This is a genomic window from Citrobacter sp. Cb080, assembly GCF_030334745.1.
Classification (GTDB): Bacteria; Pseudomonadota; Gammaproteobacteria; order Enterobacterales; family Enterobacteriaceae; genus Citrobacter; species Citrobacter braakii.
Map to the genome: position 1 here is coordinate 62,845 of NZ_JAOWDG010000026.1, position 25,405 is coordinate 88,249.

Consider the following 25,405-nt stretch of genomic DNA (forward strand, 5'->3'; position numbering starts at 1 on the left):
TCAGCGGAAGTTTTCACTCCTGTCGCTGGTCATGTCGTACAGACCAAACTTACGTCCAAGCTGCTGACCGCCATCGCGTGTTAACGGCGTCCAGCCAATCGCCGCACGACTGCGGGTTGGGCCTGACGAGAACAGATCCAGCGGCACAGAAACGTACACCCCTTTGGTAAAATCACCCTCTCCGTACTCATCCGGCGAGGCGTCGGTGATGGTCGCATAGCCCCCCACCACTACGCCGCTGTCAAAGCGTTTCGCCACTTCCAGCGTTCCGCCCTTATCCCCCGCCAGATACTGCCCCACGCTGGCTTTCACCAGTACATCCTGGGCGAACGAAGGATTCCAGTAAGCCGTCAAATGCCCGGTCTTCACGCTGTAGTCGGTAAACTTCATCATATCCTGCGCGCTACGCCAGTCACGCTGTTTCACGTAGTTGGCATCAACACCAAACGCCCAGTTGCTGTCCAGCGGGCGATACAGCACTTCTGCCCCCGCTCCGCCGTACATAGTTTCCAGATAGCCCCCGTAAACCTGTCCGTAGAACCCATTTCCGAGTGACTGGAAGTAGTTGGCCTGCAGGTTATTCACGTAGACATCGTTTTGCACATACTCACGCACATGGGTACGCACGCGTGGTAAATGCGAATCCTGCGGCGGGTTGGTGTAGTTAAACTTGTCATAGTTATTGGCGAGGTTGGCGAACAAACTCCCGGTGGTCAGCAGATGATCGGTAACCCACAAATCCGCCGTTCCCATCACGCCCAACTGATACATATAGAAGTTTTCCGGGCCGCCCACCGACTGATTTAGCACCGGATCGATGTGGAAATTGAAGCGTGACTTATCAATATACCAGCCCTGCTCGGTCGTTTTCGGTACCTCGGGTTCGACGCGTTTTTGTGCCAGCTGAGTTTCATGGCCCAACGGCTCGCCTTCCAGATGGCGCTTGAGGCTGGAAACCTCCGTTTCGGTCGTCACCTGCGGCAAGTTAAGGCGGTTTTCCGTAATGCGGATCGTGCGGATCCCATCGGGAAGATCGTTCATCACGATCCGGTTAGCACGCTCGATCCCTTCGCGCGAATCACGGTATTTCACCTGTTCACCCGTTACATACAGCGTATCGCCCTGCACCTGAATTTTAGGATCCGCCAGCCCGGCATTATATTTCAGCAGCGTTAACTGACTCGCCACCACCGAATGTTGCAGGATGGCATCCTGCGGCTGTGGTTGATATCTCGGGCGGGTATTGTCGTTATAGTTTGGTCGCAGATCGTTAAAGTTAGTCCGCAGCGTGACCCCAAACATCAAGGTGTTCCCGCGCTCATAGCTGAGGTTAACGTCGGCCCAATCGGTGACGCGATAAATAGCGCCGACGTTAAACTTGCTCTTCTGATCCAACTTGCCGGCAAAATCCTGCTGGTAATTATTACCTTCATACTCCAGTTTCAGGCGCAGCGGCTGCCAGGGAGTCTGATATTCTACGCCGCCAAACAGCGACGCCGGGCCGTGGAACATCTGGCTACCGTCAATAGAACCGGCCTGCTTGTAGCTGTTATCGCGATGGCAGAATTTATCACTGTATGAGCAAAACGGATTGCTAACGTTGCCGCTGGTCCCGAGATATCCCCAGCCAAGGCCGAGAGAGAAATCAAACGGGCCCCAGGCTTTGTTCGCCACCACATACTCCGCATCAAACAGGCCGGTTCCGCCGATATCCCGCGCGCCAACCGCCACCTGTGGTATCCAGTAGCTCTCTTCCCACAGGCGAAGTTTGAGATCAAAAGCCTTATCTTTATAAGTCTGATCGCCAGAAAACGACTCCACGCCGCTGTATTTTTTGGTACGCACATCGGTATAGCGCAGGGTGGTTTCCAGCCAGGGGAAGAGTTGTACCGACGCAGAGTAGTAACGGTATTGATCGTTATCGCGGTAGTTAAGGCTCATTTCGCCTTCACGCGCCATGCGTGCGGTTGGGGTTTGCAGCAGTCCCACGCCGCCAAAATCGGACTGGGAAGGTCCAATGGGCGCGGGCCAGGTTTCACCATGGCAGGCAACGCTTACGCCCAGCGCCAGTAAGCTGAGCAGATAAGTTTTTCTCATTATTGGGGTATCCGCTGGGTCAGGGTGCGAAGAATGTCGGCATTGATTTCATCCGGGGTGCTGCGCCAGACAGCATCAGAGAGCCCGACAAAAATGATGCTGCCGGGCATCGGCTCAACGTGACGTTTGTTCCAGTAGGCGACCGGGACTTTTTGCGTGCGTCCGTCGGGATAGATGACCCAGGCATAGCTACGATCTGCGCCGCTGAGCCGACGTTGCCCATCGAGATAGCTGGCGATATCGCGCCCGGGCATAAACGGTTGTTTACCCGGATGACTTAGCAGGCCAAACAGCGTTATATCCGTTGGCTGCGGTCCGACCCACAGCGTGTAATTGCCCTGCAACGGCGGGTTGCCTCGCTCACTGACGCGCACAACATCCGGGTCGAGATTAATCTTCTGTCTGCCGGTCACCTTCAGCGCCTGAATTTGCTGGCGCAATGCGTTGATAGCCGCGGCATCGTCACCGCTTTCTTCAGCGCTGAGCATCGCCAGACGAGCCAGTAATGCCTGCTGCTGACGCTCTGCTTCCGTCGTTGCCCGCTCTTCGCTGATAACCGCTCCTGGCCACCAGCTATTACTCAACCGCGGCTGCCCAACCAGGTCGAGCAGATGTTCGGCCCCGGTCAGCGTCTTTGGCTCTTCGCTGGCGGAGGTAAAGACCTTAACGCTACCCGCAGCAAAAACTGACGCTGCGCTCAGGCTCAATAGCAGCGCCATAACGGCTCGTTTCATCATGATTTTGCCGCCTTAATCAGCGTGGTTTTCACCGGGAAGTAACGTGCGCCAAGATACTGTTCCGATTGGCGAATCTGCCCTTCGCTGTCGATCCAGTAGCGGTTATGCCAGCGAGTTTGATCGGTGGTGACTTCTTCATCAAGGATCCGTACTGGCGTATCTTCGCTACCCACCTTAATGGTGTCAGTGCCATCCCATTCGAAAACCGAGCGGGCGGTGGCATAGCGCACCTGCTGATGTTCGGTCCAGCCCATCGTGCGGGTCCACGTTGCCCCATCGACTATCTGGTTTGGTTTGATGAGTGGATCTGCCGCCAGATTATTCACCTCGATCAGGTTATCCCCGCCGAGATGCGTTTTCACCATGCGCCCAGACTGCGTGACGAGAATGGCCCGATCCTGAGTCACCCATTTCTGCTGTCCGTTTTCCGCGAACGCGAGTACCACAAACAGCTGAGGGCCGCCGTTGAGCTGCATGTACTGGCTGGCGTAGGGCATGTTTTTGATTTCATCGTCCGTCATCTGTACGCCGGGAGTACCAAACACGCTATCCCATAGCGAATGACCCAGCCCTTCGGTGGTGGCTGAGCACGCCTGTAATAACAGGCAAACCATTATCAGCGCTGGTCGCTTCACGACATTTCTCCGCAGCGGCAAAATAACCACACCGAAGTGTGGTTAGAATTAAACGTACCGGTATTACTGGGTACTGGTGGTTGTGGTGGTTGTGGTTCCGGTGTTAGAACCATCGCCGCCACCGGTTGCCGCAAGGGCAACCCCCACCGCAGAACTTACGGTGCTCACGCTGGTTGCGGAGGAACTTCCTGCCGAAACCGACGCGGCAGCCGACCCTGCAGCCTCACCCACCTGAATGGGGGCAGCATAGACAGAAGTCGCCGCAAGCGCAGATATAGCCCAAAGGCCATACAGAACTTTTTTCATCACAAATTCCCTTCATTGTATGAATGGAGATTTACCCAAAAGAATTTCGGGCGAGATCGAGTATACACAAGCCAAAGTGTGCAAATTACGCCAGGCGGGAATTTAGGATAATTAGATAGCAAGAAATAAAATGATTAACGATAGATAATTAAATCAATACAATCAAAAAGTTAAAATATAAAAACAAAAACACAACATCCGGTAATTCTGAAAAAACCAGAAACACGATAACGTTGAATGAATTATTTTAGGATTAAGCTCAATAAAGGTGTAAAGCAAAAACGTAGATATTCTGGCGCCAGATTATAAAAAAGCCGATATTAATATCGGCTTTTTTATAAGTAATCTGCAAATTCATTCGAATTGCAGCAAGGCGGCAAGATCGTTAATCCCCGGGAGCATAGATAGCTATGCGACCGGGGTTAACGAACGCAGCCAACAGCGCTGCGGCTCGAAGGAAGAAGCAGATTAACGCCAGGACTTATAACGGTTAATCAAACCGTTAGTTGAGCAATCATGGCTGGTGATTTCTTTATCATCATTCAGCTCTGGCAGAATGCGATTCGCCAGCTGTTTGCCCAGCTCAACGCCCCACTGGTCAAAGGTGAAGATATTCAGGATCGCGCCCTGAGTGAAGATTTTGTGCTCGTACAGCGCAATCAGCGCACCCAGGCTGAACGGTGTGATTTCGCGCAGCAGGATGGAGTTAGTTGGACGGTTACCTTCGAACACTTTGAACGGCACAACGTGGTCAAGCGTTGCCGGATCTTTACCCTGGTCGCGGTATTCCTGCTCAACCACTTCACGAGATTTACCAAAAGCCAGCGCTTCGGTCTGAGCGAAGAAGTTAGACAGCAGTTTCGGATGGTGATCCGACAGCGGGTTGTGGGTGATTGCCGGAGCGATGAAATCGCACGGTACCATTTTGGTACCCTGATGAATCAGCTGGTAGAACGCATGCTGACCGTTAGTACCCGGCTCACCCCAGATGATTGGGCCTGTCTGGTAATCCACCGCATTGCCGTTACGGTCAACGTATTTACCGTTGGATTCCATATTGCCCTGCTGGAAGTAGGCCGCGAAACGGTGCATATACTGGTCGTACGGCAGAATCGCTTCGGTTTCAGCACCGAAGAAATTGTTGTACCAGATACCGATCAGCGCCAGCAGCACCGGCAAGTTTTTCTCCGCCGGAGTGGTGGAGAAGTGTTTGTCCATGGCGTGCGCGCCAGAAAGCAGCTCAACAAAGTTGTCGAAGCCCACAGAAAGGATGATGGACAGACCGATTGCAGACCACAGGGAGTAACGACCGCCAACCCAGTCCCAGAACTCGAACATATTGGCGGTATCAATACCGAACTCGCCAACCGCTTTACCGTTAGTGGAGAGCGCTGCGAAGTGTTTGGCAACGTGCTTGTTGTCGCCAGCGGTCGCCAGGAACCAGTCGCGCGCGCTGTGGGCGTTAGTCATGGTTTCCTGAGTGGTGAAGGTTTTGGAAGCGACCAGGAACAGCGTAGTCTCCGGATTCACTTTCTTCAGCACTTCGGCAATGTGCGTACCATCGACGTTAGACACAAAATGCATGTTCAGGTGATTTTTGTACGGGCGCAGCGCTTCGGTCACCATGAACGGGCCGAGGTCTGAACCGCCGATACCGATGTTCACGACATCAGTAATGGCTTTACCGGTATAGCCTTTCCAGCTTCCGGAGATAATCGCTTCAGAGAAGGATTTCATCTTCTTCAGCACCGCATTCACTTCCGGCATCACATCTTTGCCGTCAACGATGATTGGAGTGTTGCTACGGTTGCGCAGCGCCACGTGCAGCACGGCACGATCTTCAGTGCGGTTAATTTTCTCACCGGAGAACATGGACTTGATGGCGCCTGCCAAATCGGTCTCTTTCGCCAGATCCTGCAGTTTAGCCAGCGTCTCTTCAGTGATGCGGTTTTTGGAGAAATCCACCAGCATCAGATCGTCAAACGTAGCGGAAAATTTAGCGAAACGATCGCTATTTTTCGCGAACAGATCCGCGATAGTAACGTCTTTCATCTCTTCAAAGTGTTTTTGTAGTGCCTGCCAGGCTGAGGTCTGCGTTGGATTGATGTTTTTCATTAGCAATACTCTTCTGATTTTGAGAATTGTGACTGAGATCGATTGTAACGCCAGTCACAGAAAAGTGTGATTGTTTTAATGCCATCGCCCTTGTATCCATCGAACCAGGGTAAAAAGTATAGATGTTATAAGCGCTGTTACTGAACGGAAACGCAGCATGAAAAATCCGCATAATCCCAGCGTTGACAGTGCAAGCTACACATTTTATTTATAAATACGGTATTTGCATTTGCGCCTGCACCGGTTTTCGTTCTGCCTTATGTGCCATGGTCGCTCTATTCATTCCCTGACACGAGGTAGTTATGACTGATGTAGTTGTCTCCAAGTTTGGCGGTACCAGCGTGGCGGATTTTGATGCCATGAATCGCAGCGCTGATGTGGTGCTTTCTGATGCTAACGTCCGTGTAGTGGTACTTTCCGCTTCCGCTGGAATTACCAACCTGCTGGTCGCACTGGCTGAAGGGCTGGAGCCAACCGAGCGCTTCGAAAAACTCGACGCTATTCGTCAAATTCAGTTCAATATTCTGGAACGCCTGCGTTATCCGAACGTAATTCGTGAAGAGATTGAACGTCTGCTGGAAAACATCACCACGCTGGCAGAAGCGGCGTCACTGGCGACCTCAACCGCCCTGACCGACGAACTGGTCAGCCACGGTGAACTGATGTCTACCCTGTTGTTCGTCGAAATCCTGCGTGAACGCAACGTGCAAGCACAGTGGTTTGACGTGCGTAAAGTGATGCGCACCAACGATCGTTTTGGTCGCGCAGAACCCGACGTCGCGGCGCTGGCTGAACTGGCAACGCTTCAGTTGGCCCCGCGTCTGAGCGAAGGTCTGGTAATCACTCAGGGTTTTATCGGCAGCGAAGGCAAAGGCCGCACCACCACGTTGGGGCGCGGCGGTAGCGATTATACAGCCGCCCTGCTGGCCGAAGCGCTGCACGCAACGCGCGTCGATATCTGGACCGATGTTCCTGGCATTTACACTACCGATCCGCGCGTTGTTCCTGCAGCGCAGCGTATTGATGAAATCGCCTTTGAAGAGGCCGCGGAAATGGCGACCTTTGGCGCGAAAGTGCTGCACCCGGCAACCCTGTTGCCGGCCGTACGTAGCGATATCCCGGTATTTGTTGGCTCCAGCAAGGATCCAAAAGCAGGCGGTACGCTGGTCTGCAATAAAACCGCGAATCCACCGCTGTTCCGTGCGCTGGCGCTACGCCGTAAGCAGACGCTGCTGACGCTGCATAGCCTGAATATGCTGCACTCTCGCGGCTTTTTAGCAGAAGTGTTCGGCATCCTTGCACGCCACAATATCTCGGTAGATTTAATTACCACATCTGAAGTCAGCGTAGCGCTGACGCTGGATACCACCGGCTCAACCTCCACCGGCGATACGCTGTTAACGCAGTCTCTGCTGATGGAACTGTCTGCCCTGTGCCGGGTTGAAGTCGAAGAAGGCCTGGCGCTGGTGGCGTTGATTGGCAACGACCTGTCCAAAGCCTGCGGCGTGGGTAAAGAGGTATTTGGTGTACTGGAGCCGTTCAACATCCGCATGATTTGCTACGGCGCGTCCAGCCATAACCTGTGCTTCCTGGTGCCCGGTAGCGAAGCCGAACAGGTGGTACAGAAGCTGCATCATAATTTGTTTGAATAATATTTCATCACGCGATAAACAATAACTATAGCCGGGCTCGAACCCGGCTTTTTTATAACAACACAACACATTTCAATCGCAAGGAAGATAACATGCTCGCTACTCTCACGCGGCTGTTCCCGTTATGGGCGCTGCTGCTCTCTGTTATTGCGTATTACACGCCCTCCACCTTTACGCCTGTCGGGCCATTCGTACCGTCGTTGCTGATGCTGATCATGTTCGGCATGGGCGTTCACCTGAAGGTGGACGACTTTAAACGCGTACTCTCACGCCCCGCACCTGTCGCGGCGGGTATTTTCCTGCACTATCTGGTGATGCCGCTCGCCGCATGGATTTTGGCGCTGGCATTTAATATGCCACCGGAACTGTCGGCAGGGATGGTGCTGGTCGGTAGCGTTGCCAGCGGAACCGCATCGAACGTCATGATCTATCTGGCAAAAGGTGATGTGGCGCTCTCCGTGACTATTTCATCGGTTTCAACGCTGGTCGGCGTTGTCGCCACGCCGCTGCTGACACGGCTGTATGTCGACGCGCATATCCAGGTGGATGTGATGGGTATGCTGCTGAGTATTCTGCAGATCGTGGTCATTCCGATTGCTTTGGGGCTGGTCATTCACCATCTGTTTCCACGCGTCGTAAAAGCCGTGGAACCGTATCTGCCGGCGTTTTCTATGGTGTGTATCCTGGCGATCATCAGCGCCGTCGTGGCGGGGTCCGCCTCGCACATTGCGTCTGTCGGCTTTGTGGTGATTATCGCCGTAATCCTGCATAACACCATTGGCTTGCTCGGCGGCTACTGGGGCGGAAAACTGTTTGGTTTCGACGAGTCAACCTGTCGTACGTTGGCTATTGAAGTGGGCATGCAGAATTCAGGCCTTGCCGCTGCGCTGGGCAAAATCTACTTTGGCCCGCTCGCGGCGCTGCCCGGCGCGTTGTTCTCCGTCTGGCATAACCTTTCCGGTTCGCTGCTGGCAGGTTACTGGTCCGGTAAACCGATTAAAGAAAAAGAACGCTGCTAATTGACGGCGGCAGGCCGGATAGCAGCTAACACCTTATCCGGCCTACCCAGCCTCTGCACTTTGCCGTACACTGCGGATATCGGCTAACAGAGGGCACCCTTATGGCACTCCCCCGCATTACCCAAAAAGAGATGACCGAGCGCGAACAGCGTGAACTGAAAACGCTGCTCGACCGCGCGCGCATTGCGCATGGTCGGCTGCTGACCAACGCTGAGACCAACAGCATCAAGAAAGAGTACATCGATAAACTGATGGCCTTGCGCGAAGCAGAAGCTAAAAAAGCCCGCCAGTTGAAGAAAAAGCAGGCTTATAAACCGGATGCGGAAGCATCATTTTCCTGGTCAGCGAATACGCCAACGCGCGGCAGACGTTAACGCCCTTTCTTCTTACGCCCCGGCGAGGTAAAACGCTTCCCGTTTGCCGCCGGGCGCGATTTCTCTTTCTCAGCCGATTTTTCGATTTTCACTACCGGGCGCTTAATGCCTGCGGTTTTTGGCTTCGCTTTCGCCTTCGGTTTGGCTTCTGAGGACGAGTTCTCAATCAGCTTGAACAGGTCGATCAGTTCGTCATCCGTCAGGTCGCGCCATTCACCCAGCGGCAGGCCGGACAGACCAACGTTCATGATACGTGTACGCTCAAGCTTAGTAACTTCATAGCCAAAGTGCTCGCACATACGACGGATCTGGCGGTTCAGCCCCCGAATCAGCGTGATGCGAAACACAAACGGCGCTTCTTTCTTGACCTTACATTTCTTGGTAACGGTGCCAAGGATTGGCACACCGGCACTCATCCCACGGATAAAGTCATCAGTGACCGGCTTATCTACCGTCACCAGATACTCTTTTTCGTGATCGTTACCGGCACGCAGGATTTTATTCACCAGGTCGCCGTGGTTGGTCAGAAAGATAAGCCCCTGGGAATCTTTGTCCAGACGACCGATTGGGAACACGCGCTTGCTGTGGTTAACAAAATCAACAATGTTGTCGCGTTCGCTGTCTTCAGTGGTGCTGACAATCCCTACCGGCTTGTTCAGCGCGATAAAAACCAGATCTTCCGCTTCACGCGGCTCAATCAACCGACCATTCACTTTTACGACGTCGCCAGGCATCACCTAATCGCCAATGGTGGCGCGTTTACCATTCAGGAAGACATTCCCTTGTTCGATAAAGCGATCCGCCTCGCGGCGCGAGCAGATTCCGCTTTCACTGATGTATTTATTTAATCGGATGGATGAGTCGGGCAGCATAATTTCTCCTTTGACAGCGAAATATACCCTACCTTGCGGGGGATAAAAAAGCAGAGCGTGAAAATGTGCTATCGCATCTGATTACGTAATGCCTGCGGGCTGATACCAAATCGTTTTTGAAAGTGGTAACGCAAAGAGTTTGCGCTGCCGAACCCGGTTTGCTGCGCGATCTGCTCAATACTGATATGGGATGTATTGAACGCCTGCTGCGCACGGTTTAGCCGTTCATTCATCAGCCAACGTGCGGGAGTAAGCCCCGTTGACTCCTGAAATCGCCGCATCAACGTTCGGGGACTCATACCGACCTGGCTGGCCAGAGCGTCAAGAGTATGCTTCTGCGCGATATTGTTATGTAACCAGTCAAGCAAAAGACCAAAACGCTGGCTTTCCCGACTGCGGGCGACAGGACGCAGTTGCTGCTGAGTCTGGCTGCCATCCCTGTGGGGCTGCAGCACCAGGCGACGGGCCACGTTATTGGCAATCTCAAGTCCAAAATCAGTGCGCACCACATGCAAACATAAATCAATCCCTGCCGCACTACCTGCCGAAGTGAGCACGTCGTGGTCACCGACATACAGGACATCTTCCACAACGTTGATGGCGGGAAAGCGTCGCTGGAGTTCACTGACGTAACGCCAGTGCGTCGTCGCCTTACGGTCATCCAGCAAACCTGCCGCAGCCAGAACAAATACACCAGAACAGATAGAGATGATTCGACAACCGCGTTGATGTGCTTCACGAAGCGCATCGCATAATGCTTCCGGGACCGGTGAGCTCACGTCACGCCAGCCAGGAATGACAATAGTGTCTGCTTCCTGCAGCAATTCATATCCACCGTCCACCACGATACGAACCCCGCCAGTTGCCCTTAATTCACCTTGATCAACCGAAGCCACGGCAAAACGATACCAGCCCTCTCCCAGTTCAGGTCGCGGAAGCCCAAAAACTTCCACTGCGACGCCAAACTCAAAAGTACATAGCCCGTCATAAGCGAGTGCAACGACCAACGGGCGAGAAGATGTTGTCATGATCCTGGCGGAATCTGTCATGGTCAGAGGGTGTTTCAAGGTTAATTTTTTGATGAGATAAGAGGTAACACAACAGCTGATTTCACCACAAGAGAAAACAACACTATGAGTACCGTAACAGATATTCCAGCCGCTTCATCTGCACAAGCTATCGCCCATTTCCAGCAACGTCTGAATATGGAGACGGATTGTTCTGACGTTCATTCCGCGATGGCTGCAGACGACAAAGATTTTGTGCTTTTACATGTGGTGGGGAGTGCAGAGAGTTTTTCCCGTTGTCATGTCCCTGGCGCGATTCATCTCCCCCATCGACTGATAAATACGGAATCCTTGAAAAAATGGCCACAGGACACACTGTTTGTCGTCTATTGCGCTGGCCCACACTGTAACGGGGCCGATCGCGCGGCGCTGAAGTTGGCGCAGCTAGGTCGACCGGTGAAAATAATGATTGGTGGTATTAAGGGCTGGGAGGACGAAGGCCTGGCGTTTGCCACTACGCAATAGGACGCTGTTTCAATAGATTGATCGTTGTTAAGTCTGAACGGGCTTTTCCAACAGGAGGTTGTGGTTAACCCGTTCGGCTTTCCCCCCTTCCAACATCGTGAGCCATATCAGTAAGGCGTTACGCTGATAGTGGTAGCATTAGCGCGGTTTGTAATTTTCTGATTACATGGAGAAATGATGGAACTGCTTTTATTGAGTAACTCGACGCTGCCGGGCAAAGGCTGGATGGAACATGCGCTACCGCTGATTGCTGAGCAGCTGAATGGTCGCCGTACGGCGGTGTTTATTCCGTTCGCTGGCGTGACGCAAACCTGGGATGAATACACGGCGAAAACGGCAGCCATCTTTGCGCCAATGGGCGTCAACGTTACTGGCATTCATACCGTTGCCGATCCGATCGCTGCCATTGAAAACGCAGAGCTGGTGATTGTCGGCGGGGGTAACACCTTCCAGTTACTGAAAGAGAGCCGCGAGCGCGGACTGCTGGCGCCGATTGTGGATGTCGTCAAACGCGGTGCGCTTTACATCGGCTGGAGCGCAGGTTCTAACCTCGCCTGCCAGACCATCCGCACCACCAACGACATGCCGATTGTCGATCCAAAAGGTTTTGATGCCCTGGGTCTGTTCCCGCTGCAGATTAACCCACATTTCACCAATGCGCTTCCGGAAGGCCACAAAGGCGAAACGCGTGAACAGCGTATTCGCGAGCTGCTGGTTGTGGCACCAGAGCTGACGGTGATTGGTTTGCCGGAAGGAAACTGGATTAAGGTGAGTAACGGCCAGGCGGTTCTTGGCGGTCCGAACACCACTTACGTCTTTAAAGCGGGTGAAGACGCGGTTGCCCTCGAAGCAGGTCACTGCTTCTAACCGACGTTGCCGGATAACGGCATAAATGCCTTATCCGGCCAACCGGTCCACCTCACTCAATAATCGTCGCGCTCATCGTCCTCATCCGGCTGTTCCAGCACGCTATAGGCCACGGAACAAAACAGCGAGTTCAGACGCTGCATATCGCCCAGCAGCGCCAGGTGCAAGGAGCTGGTCTCGATGCTCTGCACGTTCTGCTGATGCAGACGGTCAACGTGCGCATGCGAATAACGACGGTTGAGAATACGGAAACGGTGCTTGCTACGGCGCAGACGACGGGCGCTGGTCACGTCACCAGAGAAGAACACCGACATCGCCAACTGCAGATTGCTGAGCAGCTGATCGAAGAGCGCATCCAGCTCTTTCAATCCTTCCACGGAGAATGCGCGACGGGCAGCCAGCGACTTATCCGCTATCTCACTGCCCATACGTTCGACAATATCGGAAGCCTGCTCGAGGTTAAGCGACATTTCGATAATCTCCGCCCAACGGCGTGATTCCTCTTCCGCCAGTTCATCCTTTGGCATCCGCGCCAGATAGAGCTTGATTGCCGTGTATAGCACGTTAATGTCGTCCGCCATCCTGCGCAGTTCTTTCTCTTCACGCGGCTCGCCGTGCATCACCTTCTTCAGCCCGTCCATCATCTGCTCCATCGCGTCGCCGATGCGCAGAGCTTCACGAGCGGCATTGGCCAGGGCCAGCGTCGGCGTATCCAGCGCACTGACGTCCAGATGCTTGGGCTTCAAATGCGCATCCAGCTCCGGCTCATCGCGGATGATGCGCTTACAAAAACGCGCCATCGGTTCTGCGAACGGCACCATCGCCACACAGCGCACCAGGTTGTAGAAGACATGGAAGTAAATAACCAGTTCAGATTTCGGCAGCGGCAGTTCATCCATCAGATTTGCCAGCGGATGAACAAACGGCAGGATAATCAGGCTTCCCACCAGCTTAAACAGCAGGCTACCGAGCGCCACACGGCGGGCGGCGGCGTTAGCGGCGCTGTTATTAAGCATCGCCAGCAGGCCAGAGCCGAGGTTGGCGCCAATCACCAGACACAACGCCACCGGGAACGAGATAATGCCTGCCGCGGTCAGCGTTGCCGTCAGCAGCACCGCCGCAAGGCTGGAGTAACTGATAATCGCGAACATGGCGCCAATCAGCGCATCCAGCATGATATCGCCGGTGAGCGAGGCGAAAATAACCTGTACGCCGTTAGCCTGGGTGATCGGTGTTACCGCCTGCACAATCAGTTCCAGCGCCAGTAAAATCAACCCCAGTCCAATACCAACCCGCCCCAGTTGCCCCACGCGAGACTGCTTACGTCCGAGAAAGAAGATCACGCCGATAAAAATCAGCAGTGGCGACAGCCAGGAGAGATCGAAGGTCAGGATACGCGCCATCAGCGCGGTCCCGACGTCGGCGCCAAGTACAATCACCAGCGCAGGGGTGAGCGCCACGAGGTCCTGCGCGACAAACGAGGTCACCAGCATGGTGGTGGCGTTGCTGCTTTGCACCAGCGCCGTCACGCCGATACCCGCACAAAAGGCGAGCGGCTTCTTTTCAACGCTACGGCTGAGCACGGTGCGCAAGCGGGCGCCAAAGACGCGCATCACGCCGGTACGCACGATGTGGGTGCCCCACACCAGCAGCGCGACGGCAGAAAGCAGATGTAGCAGAGTTAACACGGAATCAGGTTCTCCTTATCGTTATATGTTCCTGAGGCCGAAGCCTTCATCCAGTATAAGGGTTTAAACGTAATAAAGAGACAAGGCACTCATTGAGTGCCTTGTTTGTTGTAAATAAAGATGACAGTTTTGTGAATCAGTCAGCGTCATAGCCCAGATTAGGCGCTAACCAACGTTCGACTTCCGCCACGCTCATGCCTTTACGGAAGGCGTAATCTTCAACCTGATCGCGCTGGATTTGCGCCACGGCGTAGTACTTGCTGTCTGGATGACTGAAATACCAGCCGGAAACCGACGCACCTGGCCACATCGCGAAGGATTCGGTGAGCTTCATCCCGGTGTGCGCCTCCACATCCAGTAGTTCCCAGATGGTGGCCTTTTCGGTGTGTTCCGGGCACGCCGGATAGCCCGGTGCCGGGCGAATTCCCTGATAGTTTTCGCGGATCAGCTCCTCGTTGCTGAGGTTCTCATTCGCCGCATAGCCCCAGTAGACTTTACGCACGCGCTCGTGCAGATATTCCGCGAACGCTTCCGCCAGGCGGTCGGCGATCGCTTTCACCATGATCTTGTTGTAGTCGTCATGCTGGGCTTCGAAGGCGTCCGCCAGTGCATCTTCCTCCAGACCGCCGGTAACTGCGAAAGCACCGATGTAATCCGCTTTGCCACTCAGTTTCGGCGCAACAAAGTCAGACAGGCAGTAGTTGGCGAAACCGACTTTTTCCGTCTGCTGGCGCAGGTGATGACTGACGTTGATGACGTGCGTACGCGTCTCGTCACGGTAAATCTCGATGTCGTCACCCACGCGGTTAGCCGGGAACAAGCCCACCACGCCGCGCGGATTCAGGGTCTTCTCAGCGCTGAGTTTATCCAGCATATCATTGGCGTCTTTGAACAGACGTTTCGCCTCTTCTCCCACCACCTCATCTTCGAGGATGCGCGGGTATTTCCCGGCCAGCGACCAGGTCATAAAGAACGGCGTCCAGTCGATGTAGTTGCGCAGCGTTTCGATGCTGGCTTCAACGCTCTGTACGCCGAGGCGGTGCGCCACCGGCGGCGTGTAGTTTTCCCAGTCGAAGGCCAGATCGTTGTCGCGGGCAGCCTGTAACGTTACTGGTGGGGTCCGCGGTTTCTTACGCGCATGCTGGATACGCACGGTTTCGTACTCTTTACGCGTACGGGCGACAAAGTCATCGCGCTGAGTGTCAGAGAGGAGTGCGGCGACTACGCCAACGGTACGCGAGGCGTTCTGCACATAAACCGTTGGACCACTGTAGTTCTGCTCGATTTTCACCGCCGTGTGCGCTTTTGAGGTGGTCGCGCCGCCAATCAGCAACGGAATAGTGAACCCCTGACGCTCCATCTCTTTCGCCACGTTGACCATTTCGTCCAGCGACGGGGTAATCAGCCCGGAAAGACCAATCAGATCGGCATTCACTTCACGTGCCGTTCTGAGGATTTTCTCCGCTGGCACCATCACGCCAAGATCGACGATTTCGTAGTTGTTACATTGCAGCACCACACCAACGATGTTTTTGCCGATATCGTGCACATCGCCTTTCACGGTAGCAATGACCATCTTGCCGTTGCTGGAGCCTTTCTCTTTGCTGGCCTCAATGTACGGTTCGAGGTAGGCCACCGCCTGCTTCATCACGCGGGCGGACTTCACCACCTGCGGCAGGAACATTTTGCCCTCGCCAAACAGATCGCCAACCACGTTCATCCCGTCCATCAGCGGCCCTTCAATCACCTCGATCGGACGCGCGGCCTGCTGGCGAGCTTCTTCAGTATCCTGCTCAATAAATTCGGTAATGCCTTTCACCAGCGAATATTCGAGGCGCTTTTTCACGTCCCAACTGCGCCATTCCGCCATCTGGGCATTGGCAGTGTCATCAGTTTTGCTACCGCGATATTTCTCAGCCAGCTCCAGCAGACGCTCGGTGCCATCGTCACGACGGTTGAGGATCACATCTTCAACCGCATCGCGCAGCTCGGCGGGCAGGTCGTCGTAGATCGCCAGTTGTCCGGCGTTGACGATCCCCATGTCCATGCCGTTGCGAATGGCGTAGTAAAGGAATACCGCGTGAATGGCTTCACGAACCGGGTCGTTACCACGGAAGGAGAACGACACGTTGGAGACGCCGCCGGAGATCAGCGCGTGCGGTAGTTCGCGTTTGATGTCCTCACAGGCACCGATAAAGTCCTGGGCGTAGTTGTTGTGCTCATCAATCCCGGTCGCGACCGCAAAGATGTTCGGGTCGAAGATGATGTCTTCCGGCGGGAAGCCTACCTCTTCGGTAAGAATTTTGTACGCCCGCCGGCAAATCTCAATTTTACGCGCACGGGTGTCGGCCTGCCCCTGCTCGTCAAAGGCCATCACCACCACTGCGGCACCGTAGCGTCGCAGCAACTTCGCGTGGTGGATAAAGGTCTCAACCCCCTCTTTCATCGAGATGGAGTTAACGATGCCTTTACCCTGAATGCACTTCAGCCCTTTTTCGATGACGTCCCATTTCGAGGAGTCGATCATAATCGGCACGCGGGCGATATCCGGCTCACCGGCGATAAGGTTGAGAAAACGCACCATCGCCGCTTCGGCGTCGAGCATCCCCTCATCCATGTTGATATCGATAATCTGTGCGCCGCTTTCCACCTGCTGACGGGCGACATCCAGCGCTTCGTTGTATTTCTCTTCTTTGATCAGTCGCTTAAATTTCGCCGAACCGGTGACGTTGGTACGCTCGCCGACGTTCACAAACAGGCTATCGTCGCCAATATTCAACGGTTCAAGGCCAGACAGACGGCAGGCTACCGGGATTTCCGGCAAGCGGCGCGGCGGCAAACCTTCCACTGCGCGGCTCATCGCGGCGATGTGTTCCGGCGTGGTGCCGCAGCAGCCGCCGACCACGTTGAGGAAGCCCGCTTGCGCCCACTCGCGTATTTGCGCCGCCATAGTGTCTGCATCAAGATCGTATTCGCCAAAGGCGTTCGGCAACCCGGCGTTCGGGTGCGCGGTAACGTAGCATTCGGCAATGCGCGACAGCTCCTGCACGTACTGGCGCAACTCGTCAGGGCCTAAGGCGCAGTTCAGACCGAAGGTCAGCGCATCGGCGTGGCGCAGTGAGTTATAGAACGCTTCGGTTGTCTGACCGGAGAGCGTACGCCCGGAAGCATCGGTGATAGTGCCGGAGAGCATAATCGGCAACTCAACGCCCAGCGCTTCAAATTCGGTTTTAACCGCGAAAATAGCGGCTTTGGCGTTCAGGGTATCGAAGACGGTTTCAATCAGGATCAGGTCGCTGCCACCTTCCACCAGCGCTTTGGTGGATTCACGGTAGGCGGCCACCAGCTGATCAAAGGTAATATTGCGGTAAGCCGGGTCGTTGACGTCAGGCGAGATAGACGCCGTACGGTTGGTTGGGCCAAGCACGCCCGCGACATAGCGCGGTTTTTCCGGTGTGCGTGTCGTCCATTCGTCTGCCGCCGCGCGCGCCAGTTTGGCTGCCGCAAAGTTGATTTCCGCCGACAGGGATTCCATCTGGTAATCCGCCATGGCGATAGTCGTGGAGTTAAAGGTGTTGGTTTCGATGATATCCGCGCCCGCCTCAAAATAGGCGTTATGGATGGCGGCGATCACCTCAGGTTTGCTGAGCACCAACAGGTCGTTGTTGCCTTTCAGATCGCACGGCCAGTCGGCAAAACGTTCGCCGCGGAAATCCTCTTCGCTCAGACGATATCCCTGGATCATGGTGCCCATACCGCCGTCCAGCACCAGAATACGTTCATTTAACTGCTGACGTAATTGTTCAACTTTGCTGCTCACACTCGCTCCCGACAACGCTCAACCAGACCGAAAAAAACTCAACAGACCATACTGGCACAAACCTGAGAGGTGGAAAAGAGAACAACGGCCAACATGAGACATGTTCAGCTTCACTCATCCGATCAGTACAGGAATTCTTGCATTATAATTGAATAAAACGAAAATGATTTCCACGATACAGAAAAGGAGTCCGCCATGGTTGCCACAATCCCCGCGAAACGCGGTAGAAAACCCGCCGCTGCTACTACGCCTGCAACCGGGCAGGTTCAGTCTCTGACTCGCGGCCTGAAGCTGCTGGAGTGGATTGCAGAATCCAACGGCAGCGTGGCGCTAACCGAGCTGGCACAGCAGGCCGGCTTGCCAAACTCCACGACTCACCGTTTGTTGACCACCATGCAGCAGCAAGGATTTGTCCGTCAGGTGGGTGAATTAGGCCACTGGGCCGTGGGTGCGCATGCGTTTATCGTCGGCAGCAGCTTTTTGCAAAGCCGTAATTTGCTGGCGATTGTCCACCCGATCCTGCGCAAGCTGATGGAAGACTCCGGTGAGACGGTAAACCTGGCCGTGTTAGATCAAAGCGACCATCAGGCCATTATTATCGACCAGGTGCAGTGTACCCAACTGATGCGCATGTCCGCGCCTATCGGCGGCAAACTGCCGATGCACGCCTCCGGTGCGGGTAAGGCGTTTTTAGCCCAACTGAGTGAAGAACAGGTGACTGGCCTGCTGCACCGTAAAGGGCTGCACGCTTACACCCACGCCACGCTGGTGTCGCCGGTGCATCTGAAAGAGGATTTAGCCCAAACGCGCAAGCGCGGCTACTCCTTTGATGATGAGGAGCATGCGCTGGGTCTACGCTGCGTGGCGTCGTGCATTTATGATGAACACCGCGAGCCGTTTGCCGCTATTTCCATCTCCGGACCCATTTCGCGCATTACCGACGATCGAGTGACCGAGTTTGGCGCCATGGCGATCAAAGCGGCGAAAGAAGTCACGCTGGCATACGGCGGATTTCGTTAAGAAAGGGTTGCCGGACATCAAGCCGCAAATCTGATGCAAAACCGCTGTTTGCGCCGGTAGGCGTAAACATCTTCCACGTGTCCTTCACGGATCCGCGTTTGCAGACCTCGCCAGTAGTCGGCACTGAACAGGTCAGCATGCATCTCTTCAAATAGCGGCCCGATACGCGGGTCAGCGCATAGCCAGTGACGAAACTCTTCCGGGAAGACATCCCCCGGCGATACGCTATACCACGGTTCAGCGCTCATCTCATCTTCCGGGTAACGCGGCGGCGGGATATGACGGAAATTCACCTCCGTCATGTAGCAAATTTCATCGTAGTCGTAGAACACCACGCGCCCGTGGCGAGTCACGCCGAAGTTCTTAAACAGCATATCGCCGGGGAAAATATTGGCGGCGGCCAGCTGACGAATGGCATTGCCGTACTCTTCAATAGCATCGCGCAGTTGCTGGCCTTCGACCTGCTCCAGCCAGATATTCAGCGGCACCATCCGTCGTTCGATATACAAATGGCGAATGACAATCTGCTCGCCGAGATCGGTAATTTTTTCCGGGGCTTCCTGTAGCAACAGCGCCATCAGCGACGGATCGATTTGCCGTTTATCCAGCACAAAGTTCTCGAACTCCTGAGTATCAGCCATCCGCCCGACACGATCGTGCTCCTTGACCAGTTGATAACAGGCGCGGACGTGGGCGGCCGACATCTCTTTTTGCGGCGCAAATTTGTCTTTGATGACTTTAAAGACGCGGTCGAAGCCCGGCAGGGTAAACACCAGCATCACCATGCCGCGGATCCCCGGCGCTTCGATAAATTGCTCATCGCAATGGGCAAGATAGAGCAGATATTCGCGGTAACTTTCTGTCTTCGCGTGTTTCTGACAACCAATCGCCATATACAATTCAGCGGTGGTTTTACCGGGCAGGATCTCGCGCAGCCACTCCACTAACGCGGCGGGCAGCGGGGCGTAAACCATAAAATACGAGCGGGCGAAGCCAAACACGATACTGGCCTCCGCCGTCGTGGTCAGGCAGGTATCGACAAACAGTTCACCCTCGTCAGTACGGTGAATTGGCAGTAAAAACGGCAGCGTCCCGGAAGGGGTAATCAACTTCCCGACCAGCCAGGCGGCCTTGTTGCGATAAAACAGTTCGTTCGCCACCTGCAAATGACTGCGCTGCAACACATCCGCCCCCAGCGTTTCGGTCAGGTGTTCGATGATGTAGTGGATATCCCGATGTCTGTTCTGCCACGGCAGACGCAAGGGCAGATCGCTGAGGACGCGCGTAAGCAGCCACTCCCAGCCGGTATCGGGAAAAAAGTCTTTCGCCAACGGGCGTGGGATCGTGCGAAAACGGCGCTCTGGCTGAGAGCTGAAAATAAACAGTCGCTCGGGAGTCAGCGAGCGGTGGTCAAATAACCGGCAATAGACGGAGTTAAAGAAACTCTCCGCAATCTCGAAGCGTGGATAATCTGGCAATAGCCGGGTGTAATGCTCTTTCACGCGAAGTAAAAAATCCGCGTCGGTACTTTTGCCGTCAGTAATGCAGCGCAGTTGCTCCACCACCAGACCCACATGATGATCGTAAAGGTGGATACGGCTTTTCATCGCCTGCTGAACCGCGTGCCAGTCGGCATGTTCAAAACGCTGCTGCGCGCCGGAGGTCACTTCCAGAAAACGCCCGTACTGGGCGTCGAAACCTTGCAAAATCGTCTGAGCAATCAGTAATTCCAGGCCACGCGTCATCAATTTCTCCCATCCGGCACAATGTCATGCCGGATGGCGCGTTCGCTTATCCGGCCTACATCCCTTCGTAGGCCCGGTAAGCGCAGCGCCACCGGGCATTGATCAAAACTGCGATTCTTCAGTCGAGCCGGTCAGCGCGGTCACTGAAGAAGTGCCGCCCTGAATGATGGTGGTTACTTTGTCGAAGTAGCCTGTCCCTACTTCCTGCTGATGGGACACGAAGGTGTAGCCATCTTTAGCCGCCGCAAATTCCGGCTGCTGAACCTTCTCAACGTAGTGGCGCATGCCTTCACCCTGCGCATAGGAATGCGCGAGGTCGAACATGTTGAACCACATGCTGTGTATACCCGCCAGCGTAATGAACTGGTATTTGTAACCCATATCGGACAGCTGTTGCTGGAAGCTGGCAATGGTTTTGTCATCCAGGTTTTTCTGCCAGTTAAACGATGGCGAACAGTTGTAGGCCAGCAGTTTGCCTGGGAATTTCGCATGAATAGCATCGGCAAAGCGCTTCGCCAGTTCGAGGTCCGGCGTGGAGGTTTCACACCACACCAGATCCGCATACGGTGCGTAAGCCAGACCACGGCTGATCGCCTGCTCAATGCCCGCATGCGTACGGTAGAACCCTTCGCTGGTACGCTCGCCAGTGATGAACTCGCTATCGTATGGGTCGCAATCAGACGTAATCAGATCGGCTGCGTCAGCATCGGTACGCGCAATCACCAGCGTCGGAACGCCCATAACGTCTGCAACCACACGGGCTGCCACCAGTTTCTGGATAGCTTCCTGAGTCGGCACCAGAACTTTGCCGCCCATGTGACCACATTTTTTCACCGATGCGAGCTGATCTTCGAAGTGAACGGCCGCTGCACCAGCCTCAATCATCGATTTCATCAGTTCAAACGCGTTCAGTACCCCGCCAAAACCCGCTTCCGCATCGGCAACGATCGGCAGGAAGTAATCCACATAGCGCGGATCGTTCGGCTCAATACCAGTTGACCATTGGATCTGATCGGCACGACGGAATGTGTTGTTGATCCTGTCCACCACCGCCGGAACGGAGTTCGCTGGATACAACGATTGATCCGGATACATGCTGGACGCCAGGTTGGCATCTGCCGCCACCTGCCAGCCTGAAAGGTAGACCGCTTCAATACCAGCTTTCGCTTGCTGCAGCGCCTGACCACCAGTCAGCGCACCGAGGCTGTTGATATAACCTTTCTTCGATTCGCCGTGTAGCAGACGCCACATTTTCGCCGCGCCAAGCTGCGCCAGCGTGCATTCCGGGTTGACCGAGCCACGTAATTTCACCACTTCCTCCGCGCTATAGGGGCGGGTGATGCCTTCCCAACGCGGTTGAGTCCATTCTTGCTGTAATTCTTCGATTTGTTGAGTACGGGTTTTCATGTGCAGATGCTCCATTAGGATAAATTGTGGGTAAATTAGGCCAACAGGCGGTAGCCCGGTAACGTCAGGAAGTCAATTAACTCGTCGGAAGTGGTGATTTGCTCCATCAGGCGCGCGGCATCGTCAAAACGCCCACTGCTGTAGCGGTGTTCTCCCAGTTCGTCCTGAATCACCAACATCTCTTCGGCCAGCATCTGGCGGAACAACGGTTTGGTAACCGGTTTGCCGTTGCTGAGCGTTTTCTGGTGGTGGATCCACTGCCAGATGGAAGTACGAGAGATTTCGGCGGTGGCCGCATCTTCCATCAGACCATAAATCGGTACGCAGCCATTACCGGAGATCCACGCTTCGATGTACTGCACCGCGACACGAATGTTGGCACGCATGCCTTCTTCAGTACGCTCACCTTCACAGGGTGCCAGCAATTGTTCTGCGGTAATCGGCGCATCTTCTTCACGGGTCACGAACAGCTGATTTTTGTTTTCACCGAGTACGTCGTTGAACACCGCCATTGCGGTATCTGCCAGTCCTGGATGGGCAATCCATGTGCCGTCATGACCGTTATTGGCTTCCAGCGCTTTGTCCGCTTTTACCTTGGTCAGAACCTGGTTGTTACGTTCCGCATCTTTGCTGGGAATGAACGCGGCCATGCCGCCCATCGCGAACGCGCCGCGTTTATGACAGGTTTTAATCAGCAGACGCGAATACGCACTGAGGAATGGCTTATCCATCGTCACCACCTGACGATCCGGCAACACGCGATCCGGGTGGTTCTTCAGTGTTTTGATATAGCTGAAAATGTAGTCCCAGCGACCGCAGTTCAGGCCCACAATGTGATCACGCAGCGCGTGCAAAATTTCGTCCATCTGGAAAACGGCTGGCAGCGTTTCAATCAGCAGGGTCGCTTTAATTGTGCCGCGCGGCAGATTAAAGCGATCCTCTGCATAGCTGAACACTTCGCTCCACCATGCCGCTTCTTGCCAGGCCTGCGTTTTGGGTAGATAGAAATAAGGGCCACTGCCTTTTGCTAGCAACGTTTTGTGGTTGTGGAAGAAATAGAGGGCAAAGTCGAACAGGCTGCCCGGGATCGATTCGCCACGCCAGGTGACGTGTTTTTCCGGCAGATGCAGACCGCGAACGCGGCACACTAACAGGGCCGGATTGGGTTTGAGTTGATAAATTTTACCGGCTTCGTTGGTGTAGCTAATGGTGCCATTGACTGCATCGCGCAAGTTGATCTGCCCGTCGATAACTTTGCTCCACTCAGGAGCCAGCGAATCTTCAAAATCAGCCATAAAGACTTTGACGTTCGCGTTCAGCGCGTTGATAACCATCTTGCGCTCAACCGGTCCGGTAATCTCTACACGGCGATCCAGTAAATCATCAGGAATACCGCGAACTTTCCAGTTACCTTCACGAATGGAAGCTGTTTCCGAAATAAAGTCAGGCAACTTACCGTCATCAATATCCTGCTGCTGCTGGATACGTGCAGCCAGAAGTTTATTCCGCTTTGGCGTAAATCTTGTCACCAGCTCGGTCAGAAACTCCACCGCTTCAGCGGTCAGAATCTGCTGTTCCTGTTCGCCACGCGGCCTGGTGAAGATCAGTTCATCGGTTGTCGTTGCCTGTTGATTCATTGCGTAGTTCCTCGTCATTGATCCAAACACATCCCCAATGCGAACGAAGGATCGTTGTGCGGTTTTCGTTCAGCACAACTAAGACTACTCATTTAAATTTCAAAATCAAAAACAATTTCCATTTTTAATTCAATTATCAATTAACTTATTGATAACAATATAAATAAAATTTAATTACACAGTGAGGTGCGTTTCGGAAATAAAAAAGGCACCCGAAGGTGCCTGATTCAACATGCTGAAACGCTTAAGGATCGTCTGTTACAGAAGATTAATCCAGCGTTGGATTCATGTGACGCAGATCATATGGCGTGATCTGGTAAACGTAATAGTTGAGCCAGTTGGTAAACAACAGATTGCCGTGGCTACGCCAGGTTGCCCGCGGTTTATTTTGCGGGTCATCTTTTGGGAAGTAGTTATAGGGCACTTCCGGCGTTAAGCCCGCTTCGACGTCACGAAAATATTCACTGCCGAGTGTATGGGCGTCATATTCAGGATGGCCCGTTACGAAGGCGATACGTTTATCTTTGCTGGCAAACAGGTAGGCATCTCCCTCTTCTGTTTCGGCAAAAATCTCGAGATCGGTGTAGTCCCTGATAAGGGCAGCAGGAAAATCGGCATAGCGCGAATGCGGGGCCAGGAACGCATCATCAAATCCACGCGTCAGCAGCGCATGAGGATGAAGAATATGGTGCTCATAGACGCCTGAGAGTTTATCCGTACGGGTTTGCTTGGGAATTCCGTACAGGATATTCAATGCGGCTTGCACCGCCCAACAGACAAAGAGCGTCGATGTAACATGATCTTTCGCCCATTCAAGCACTTGTTTAATCTGCGGCCAGTAAGCCACGTCATTAAATTCAACCAGACCCAACGGCGCGCCGGTCACGATCAGTCCATCAAAGTTCTGATCGCAGATATCCTCAAAATTACAGTAAAAGTTATTCAGATGCTCCGTAGGGGTGTTGCGTGACTCGCGGGCATCAATGCGCAATAGCTGAACATCTACCTGCAGCGGTGAGTTAGAGAGTAAACGCAGGAACTGGTTTTCCGTTTCAATCTTCTTGGGCATCAGGTTGAGGATGAGCACCTTCAGTGGACGAATTTCCTGACCGGAAGCGCGAGATGACGTCATCACAAAGACGTTTTCCTCACGCAAGAAATTGACGGCGGGTAGCTCGTCCTGCACGCGAATTGGCATAACCTGATAACCTCACTACATACGTTTAAACGTTTAGACATCCAGATAGCTGAAGATACCCAGGAATCATGCGAATGTCGAGCCTGCATCCTCAAGTTGAGAAAGTTTCACGGCTCCTTGCTGTAGATTAGTGCAGTAAAGAAAAAAGGAGAATGCTATTCGTCGTTCGCGCAACAGGCAATGTGCTGCCGGGAGAGCCCGGTGCGCTGCGCTTCTCAGGCCTGCACACCGGTTACAACATGATGGGCTGGATAAAACGGTACGCTGCATCCGGCAGTTTTCACTCCCTGCAGACGCAAAAAAGCCCATCCGGCAGGATGGGCTTCTTCACTTATTTGATGCCTGGCAGTTTATGGCGGGCGTCCTGCCCGCCACCCTCCGGGCCGTTGCTGCGCAACGTTCAAATCCGCTCCCGGCGGATTTGTCCTCCTCAGGAGAGCACTCACCGACAGACCACAGATAAAACAAAAGGCCCGGTCTTTCGACCGGGCCTTTCGCTTTTATTTGATGCCTGGCAGTTCCCTACTCTCGCATGGGGAGACCCCACACTACCATCGGCGCTACGGCGTTTCACTTCTGAGTTCGGCATGGGGTCAGGTGGGACCACCGCGCTACAGCCGCCAGGCAAATTCTGTTTATCAACACGCTTTTCGCATGTCGATGTCATCTGTAATCAAGCTGAAT

Annotated in this window: 18 protein-coding genes, 1 rRNA gene and 1 pseudogene; 6 read left to right on the top strand and 14 right to left on the bottom strand. The window is 54.1% G+C overall.

Going from position 1 to position 25,405, the window contains the following annotated elements; all coding sequences use genetic code 11:
* The 5 genes from OGV38_RS03265 to pgi form a co-directional block, all read right to left on the bottom strand.
* Positions 1-2,097 carry a YjbH domain-containing protein gene (locus OGV38_RS03265; protein ID WP_269519611.1) on the bottom strand — a complete coding sequence of 699 codons (2,097 nt, stop codon included), beginning with the start codon at positions 2,095-2,097 and terminating at the stop codon, positions 1-3.
* The gene (locus OGV38_RS03270) at positions 2,097-2,834 is read right to left on the bottom strand and encodes a capsule biosynthesis GfcC family protein (RefSeq protein WP_269519613.1); all 738 of its coding nucleotides are present in this window, start codon (positions 2,832-2,834) and stop codon (positions 2,097-2,099) included. Before OGV38_RS03270 ends, OGV38_RS03265 begins: the two co-directional genes overlap by 1 nt.
* A complete protein-coding gene (locus OGV38_RS03275; protein ID WP_046275310.1) occupies positions 2,831-3,469 on the bottom strand; it encodes a YjbF family lipoprotein in 639 nt (212 codons plus the stop codon). Before OGV38_RS03275 ends, OGV38_RS03270 begins: the two co-directional genes overlap by 4 nt.
* A gap of 63 nt (positions 3,470-3,532) precedes the next feature.
* Entirely contained in the window at positions 3,533-3,775 is a 243-nt protein-coding gene (gene yjbE, locus OGV38_RS03280; RefSeq protein ID WP_053389648.1) for an exopolysaccharide production protein YjbE, read from the bottom strand.
* A 468-nt stretch (positions 3,776-4,243) separates the two neighbouring features.
* The gene (gene pgi, locus OGV38_RS03285; protein ID WP_286472934.1) at positions 4,244-5,890 is read right to left on the bottom strand and encodes a glucose-6-phosphate isomerase; all 1,647 of its coding nucleotides are present in this window, start codon (positions 5,888-5,890) and stop codon (positions 4,244-4,246) included.
* A gap of 302 nt (positions 5,891-6,192) precedes the next feature.
* Here pgi and lysC point away from each other — a divergent pair, with 302 nt between their 5' ends.
* The 3 genes from lysC (at position 6,193) to OGV38_RS03300 (ending at position 8,935) form a co-directional block, all read left to right on the top strand.
* Positions 6,193-7,542 carry a lysine-sensitive aspartokinase 3 gene (gene lysC, locus OGV38_RS03290; RefSeq protein WP_016155333.1) on the top strand — a complete coding sequence of 450 codons (1,350 nt, stop codon included), beginning with the start codon at positions 6,193-6,195 and terminating at the stop codon, positions 7,540-7,542.
* Positions 7,543-7,634: 92 nt separating this feature from the next.
* On the top strand, positions 7,635-8,561 hold the full coding sequence (panS, locus tag OGV38_RS03295) for a ketopantoate/pantoate/pantothenate transporter PanS (protein WP_016155433.1): 927 nt from the start codon (positions 7,635-7,637) through the stop codon (positions 8,559-8,561).
* A 101-nt stretch (positions 8,562-8,662) separates the two neighbouring features.
* Positions 8,663-8,935: a YjbD family protein gene (locus OGV38_RS03300; RefSeq protein WP_003826541.1), complete on the top strand. Its 273-nt coding sequence runs from the start codon at positions 8,663-8,665 to the stop codon at positions 8,933-8,935.
* Here the strand turns inward: OGV38_RS03300 and rluF are convergent.
* Both rluF and ftrA read right to left on the bottom strand, forming a co-directional pair.
* Positions 8,932-9,807 (bottom strand): annotated as a pseudogene (gene rluF / locus OGV38_RS03305) (23S rRNA pseudouridine(2604) synthase RluF). The gene OGV38_RS03300 and the pseudogene rluF sit on opposite strands and share 4 nt — an antisense overlap.
* 68 nt (positions 9,808-9,875) lie before the next feature.
* Positions 9,876-10,856, bottom strand: a complete 981-nt coding sequence (gene ftrA / locus OGV38_RS03310) for a transcriptional regulator FtrA (RefSeq protein ID WP_286472935.1) — start codon at positions 10,854-10,856, stop codon at positions 9,876-9,878.
* An 84-nt stretch (positions 10,857-10,940) separates the two neighbouring features.
* Between ftrA and OGV38_RS03315 the strand changes: the two genes are divergently transcribed.
* Complete coding sequence (locus OGV38_RS03315; RefSeq protein WP_016155431.1) at positions 10,941-11,339, top strand: rhodanese-like domain-containing protein; 399 nt, start codon at positions 10,941-10,943, stop codon at positions 11,337-11,339.
* 177 nt (positions 11,340-11,516) lie between these two features.
* The gene (pepE, locus tag OGV38_RS03320) at positions 11,517-12,206 is read left to right on the top strand and encodes a dipeptidase PepE (RefSeq protein ID WP_016155430.1); all 690 of its coding nucleotides are present in this window, start codon (positions 11,517-11,519) and stop codon (positions 12,204-12,206) included.
* A gap of 56 nt (positions 12,207-12,262) precedes the next feature.
* Here pepE and OGV38_RS03325 read toward each other — a convergent pair whose 3' ends face one another.
* Positions 12,263-13,894 carry a Na/Pi cotransporter family protein gene (locus OGV38_RS03325; protein ID WP_016155429.1) on the bottom strand — a complete coding sequence of 544 codons (1,632 nt, stop codon included), beginning with the start codon at positions 13,892-13,894 and terminating at the stop codon, positions 12,263-12,265.
* Positions 13,895-14,030: 136 nt separating this feature from the next.
* Positions 14,031-17,714: a methionine synthase gene (metH, locus tag OGV38_RS03330; RefSeq protein ID WP_016155326.1), complete on the bottom strand. Its 3,684-nt coding sequence runs from the start codon at positions 17,712-17,714 to the stop codon at positions 14,031-14,033.
* A 195-nt stretch (positions 17,715-17,909) separates the two neighbouring features.
* On the opposite strand from metH, the gene iclR reads away from it, so the two are divergent.
* The gene (gene iclR, locus OGV38_RS03335) at positions 17,910-18,734 is read left to right on the top strand and encodes a glyoxylate bypass operon transcriptional repressor IclR (RefSeq protein ID WP_016155428.1); all 825 of its coding nucleotides are present in this window, start codon (positions 17,910-17,912) and stop codon (positions 18,732-18,734) included.
* A gap of 17 nt (positions 18,735-18,751) precedes the next feature.
* Here the strand turns inward: iclR and aceK are convergent, their stop codons facing one another.
* The 5 genes from aceK to rrf all read right to left on the bottom strand — a co-directional run bounded on the left by aceK (position 18,752) and on the right by rrf (position 25,346).
* Complete coding sequence (gene aceK, locus OGV38_RS03340) at positions 18,752-20,479, bottom strand: bifunctional isocitrate dehydrogenase kinase/phosphatase (RefSeq protein WP_016155427.1); 1,728 nt, start codon at positions 20,477-20,479, stop codon at positions 18,752-18,754.
* Positions 20,480-20,581: 102 nt separating this feature from the next.
* Positions 20,582-21,886 (bottom strand): isocitrate lyase, encoded by a 1,305-nt coding sequence (gene aceA, locus OGV38_RS03345; RefSeq protein WP_286472936.1) that lies wholly within the window; start codon positions 21,884-21,886, stop codon positions 20,582-20,584.
* Between the two features lie 35 nt (positions 21,887-21,921).
* Entirely contained in the window at positions 21,922-23,523 is a 1,602-nt protein-coding gene (gene aceB, locus OGV38_RS03350) for a malate synthase A (RefSeq protein WP_053389653.1), read from the bottom strand.
* Positions 23,524-23,791: 268 nt separating this feature from the next.
* Entirely contained in the window at positions 23,792-24,721 is a 930-nt protein-coding gene (metA, locus tag OGV38_RS03355) for a homoserine O-acetyltransferase MetA (RefSeq protein ID WP_016155321.1), read from the bottom strand.
* 509 nt (positions 24,722-25,230) lie between these two features.
* Positions 25,231-25,346: ribosomal RNA gene (gene rrf / locus OGV38_RS03360) — 5S ribosomal RNA — on the bottom strand.
* Between the last annotated feature and the right edge of the window lie 59 nt (positions 25,347-25,405).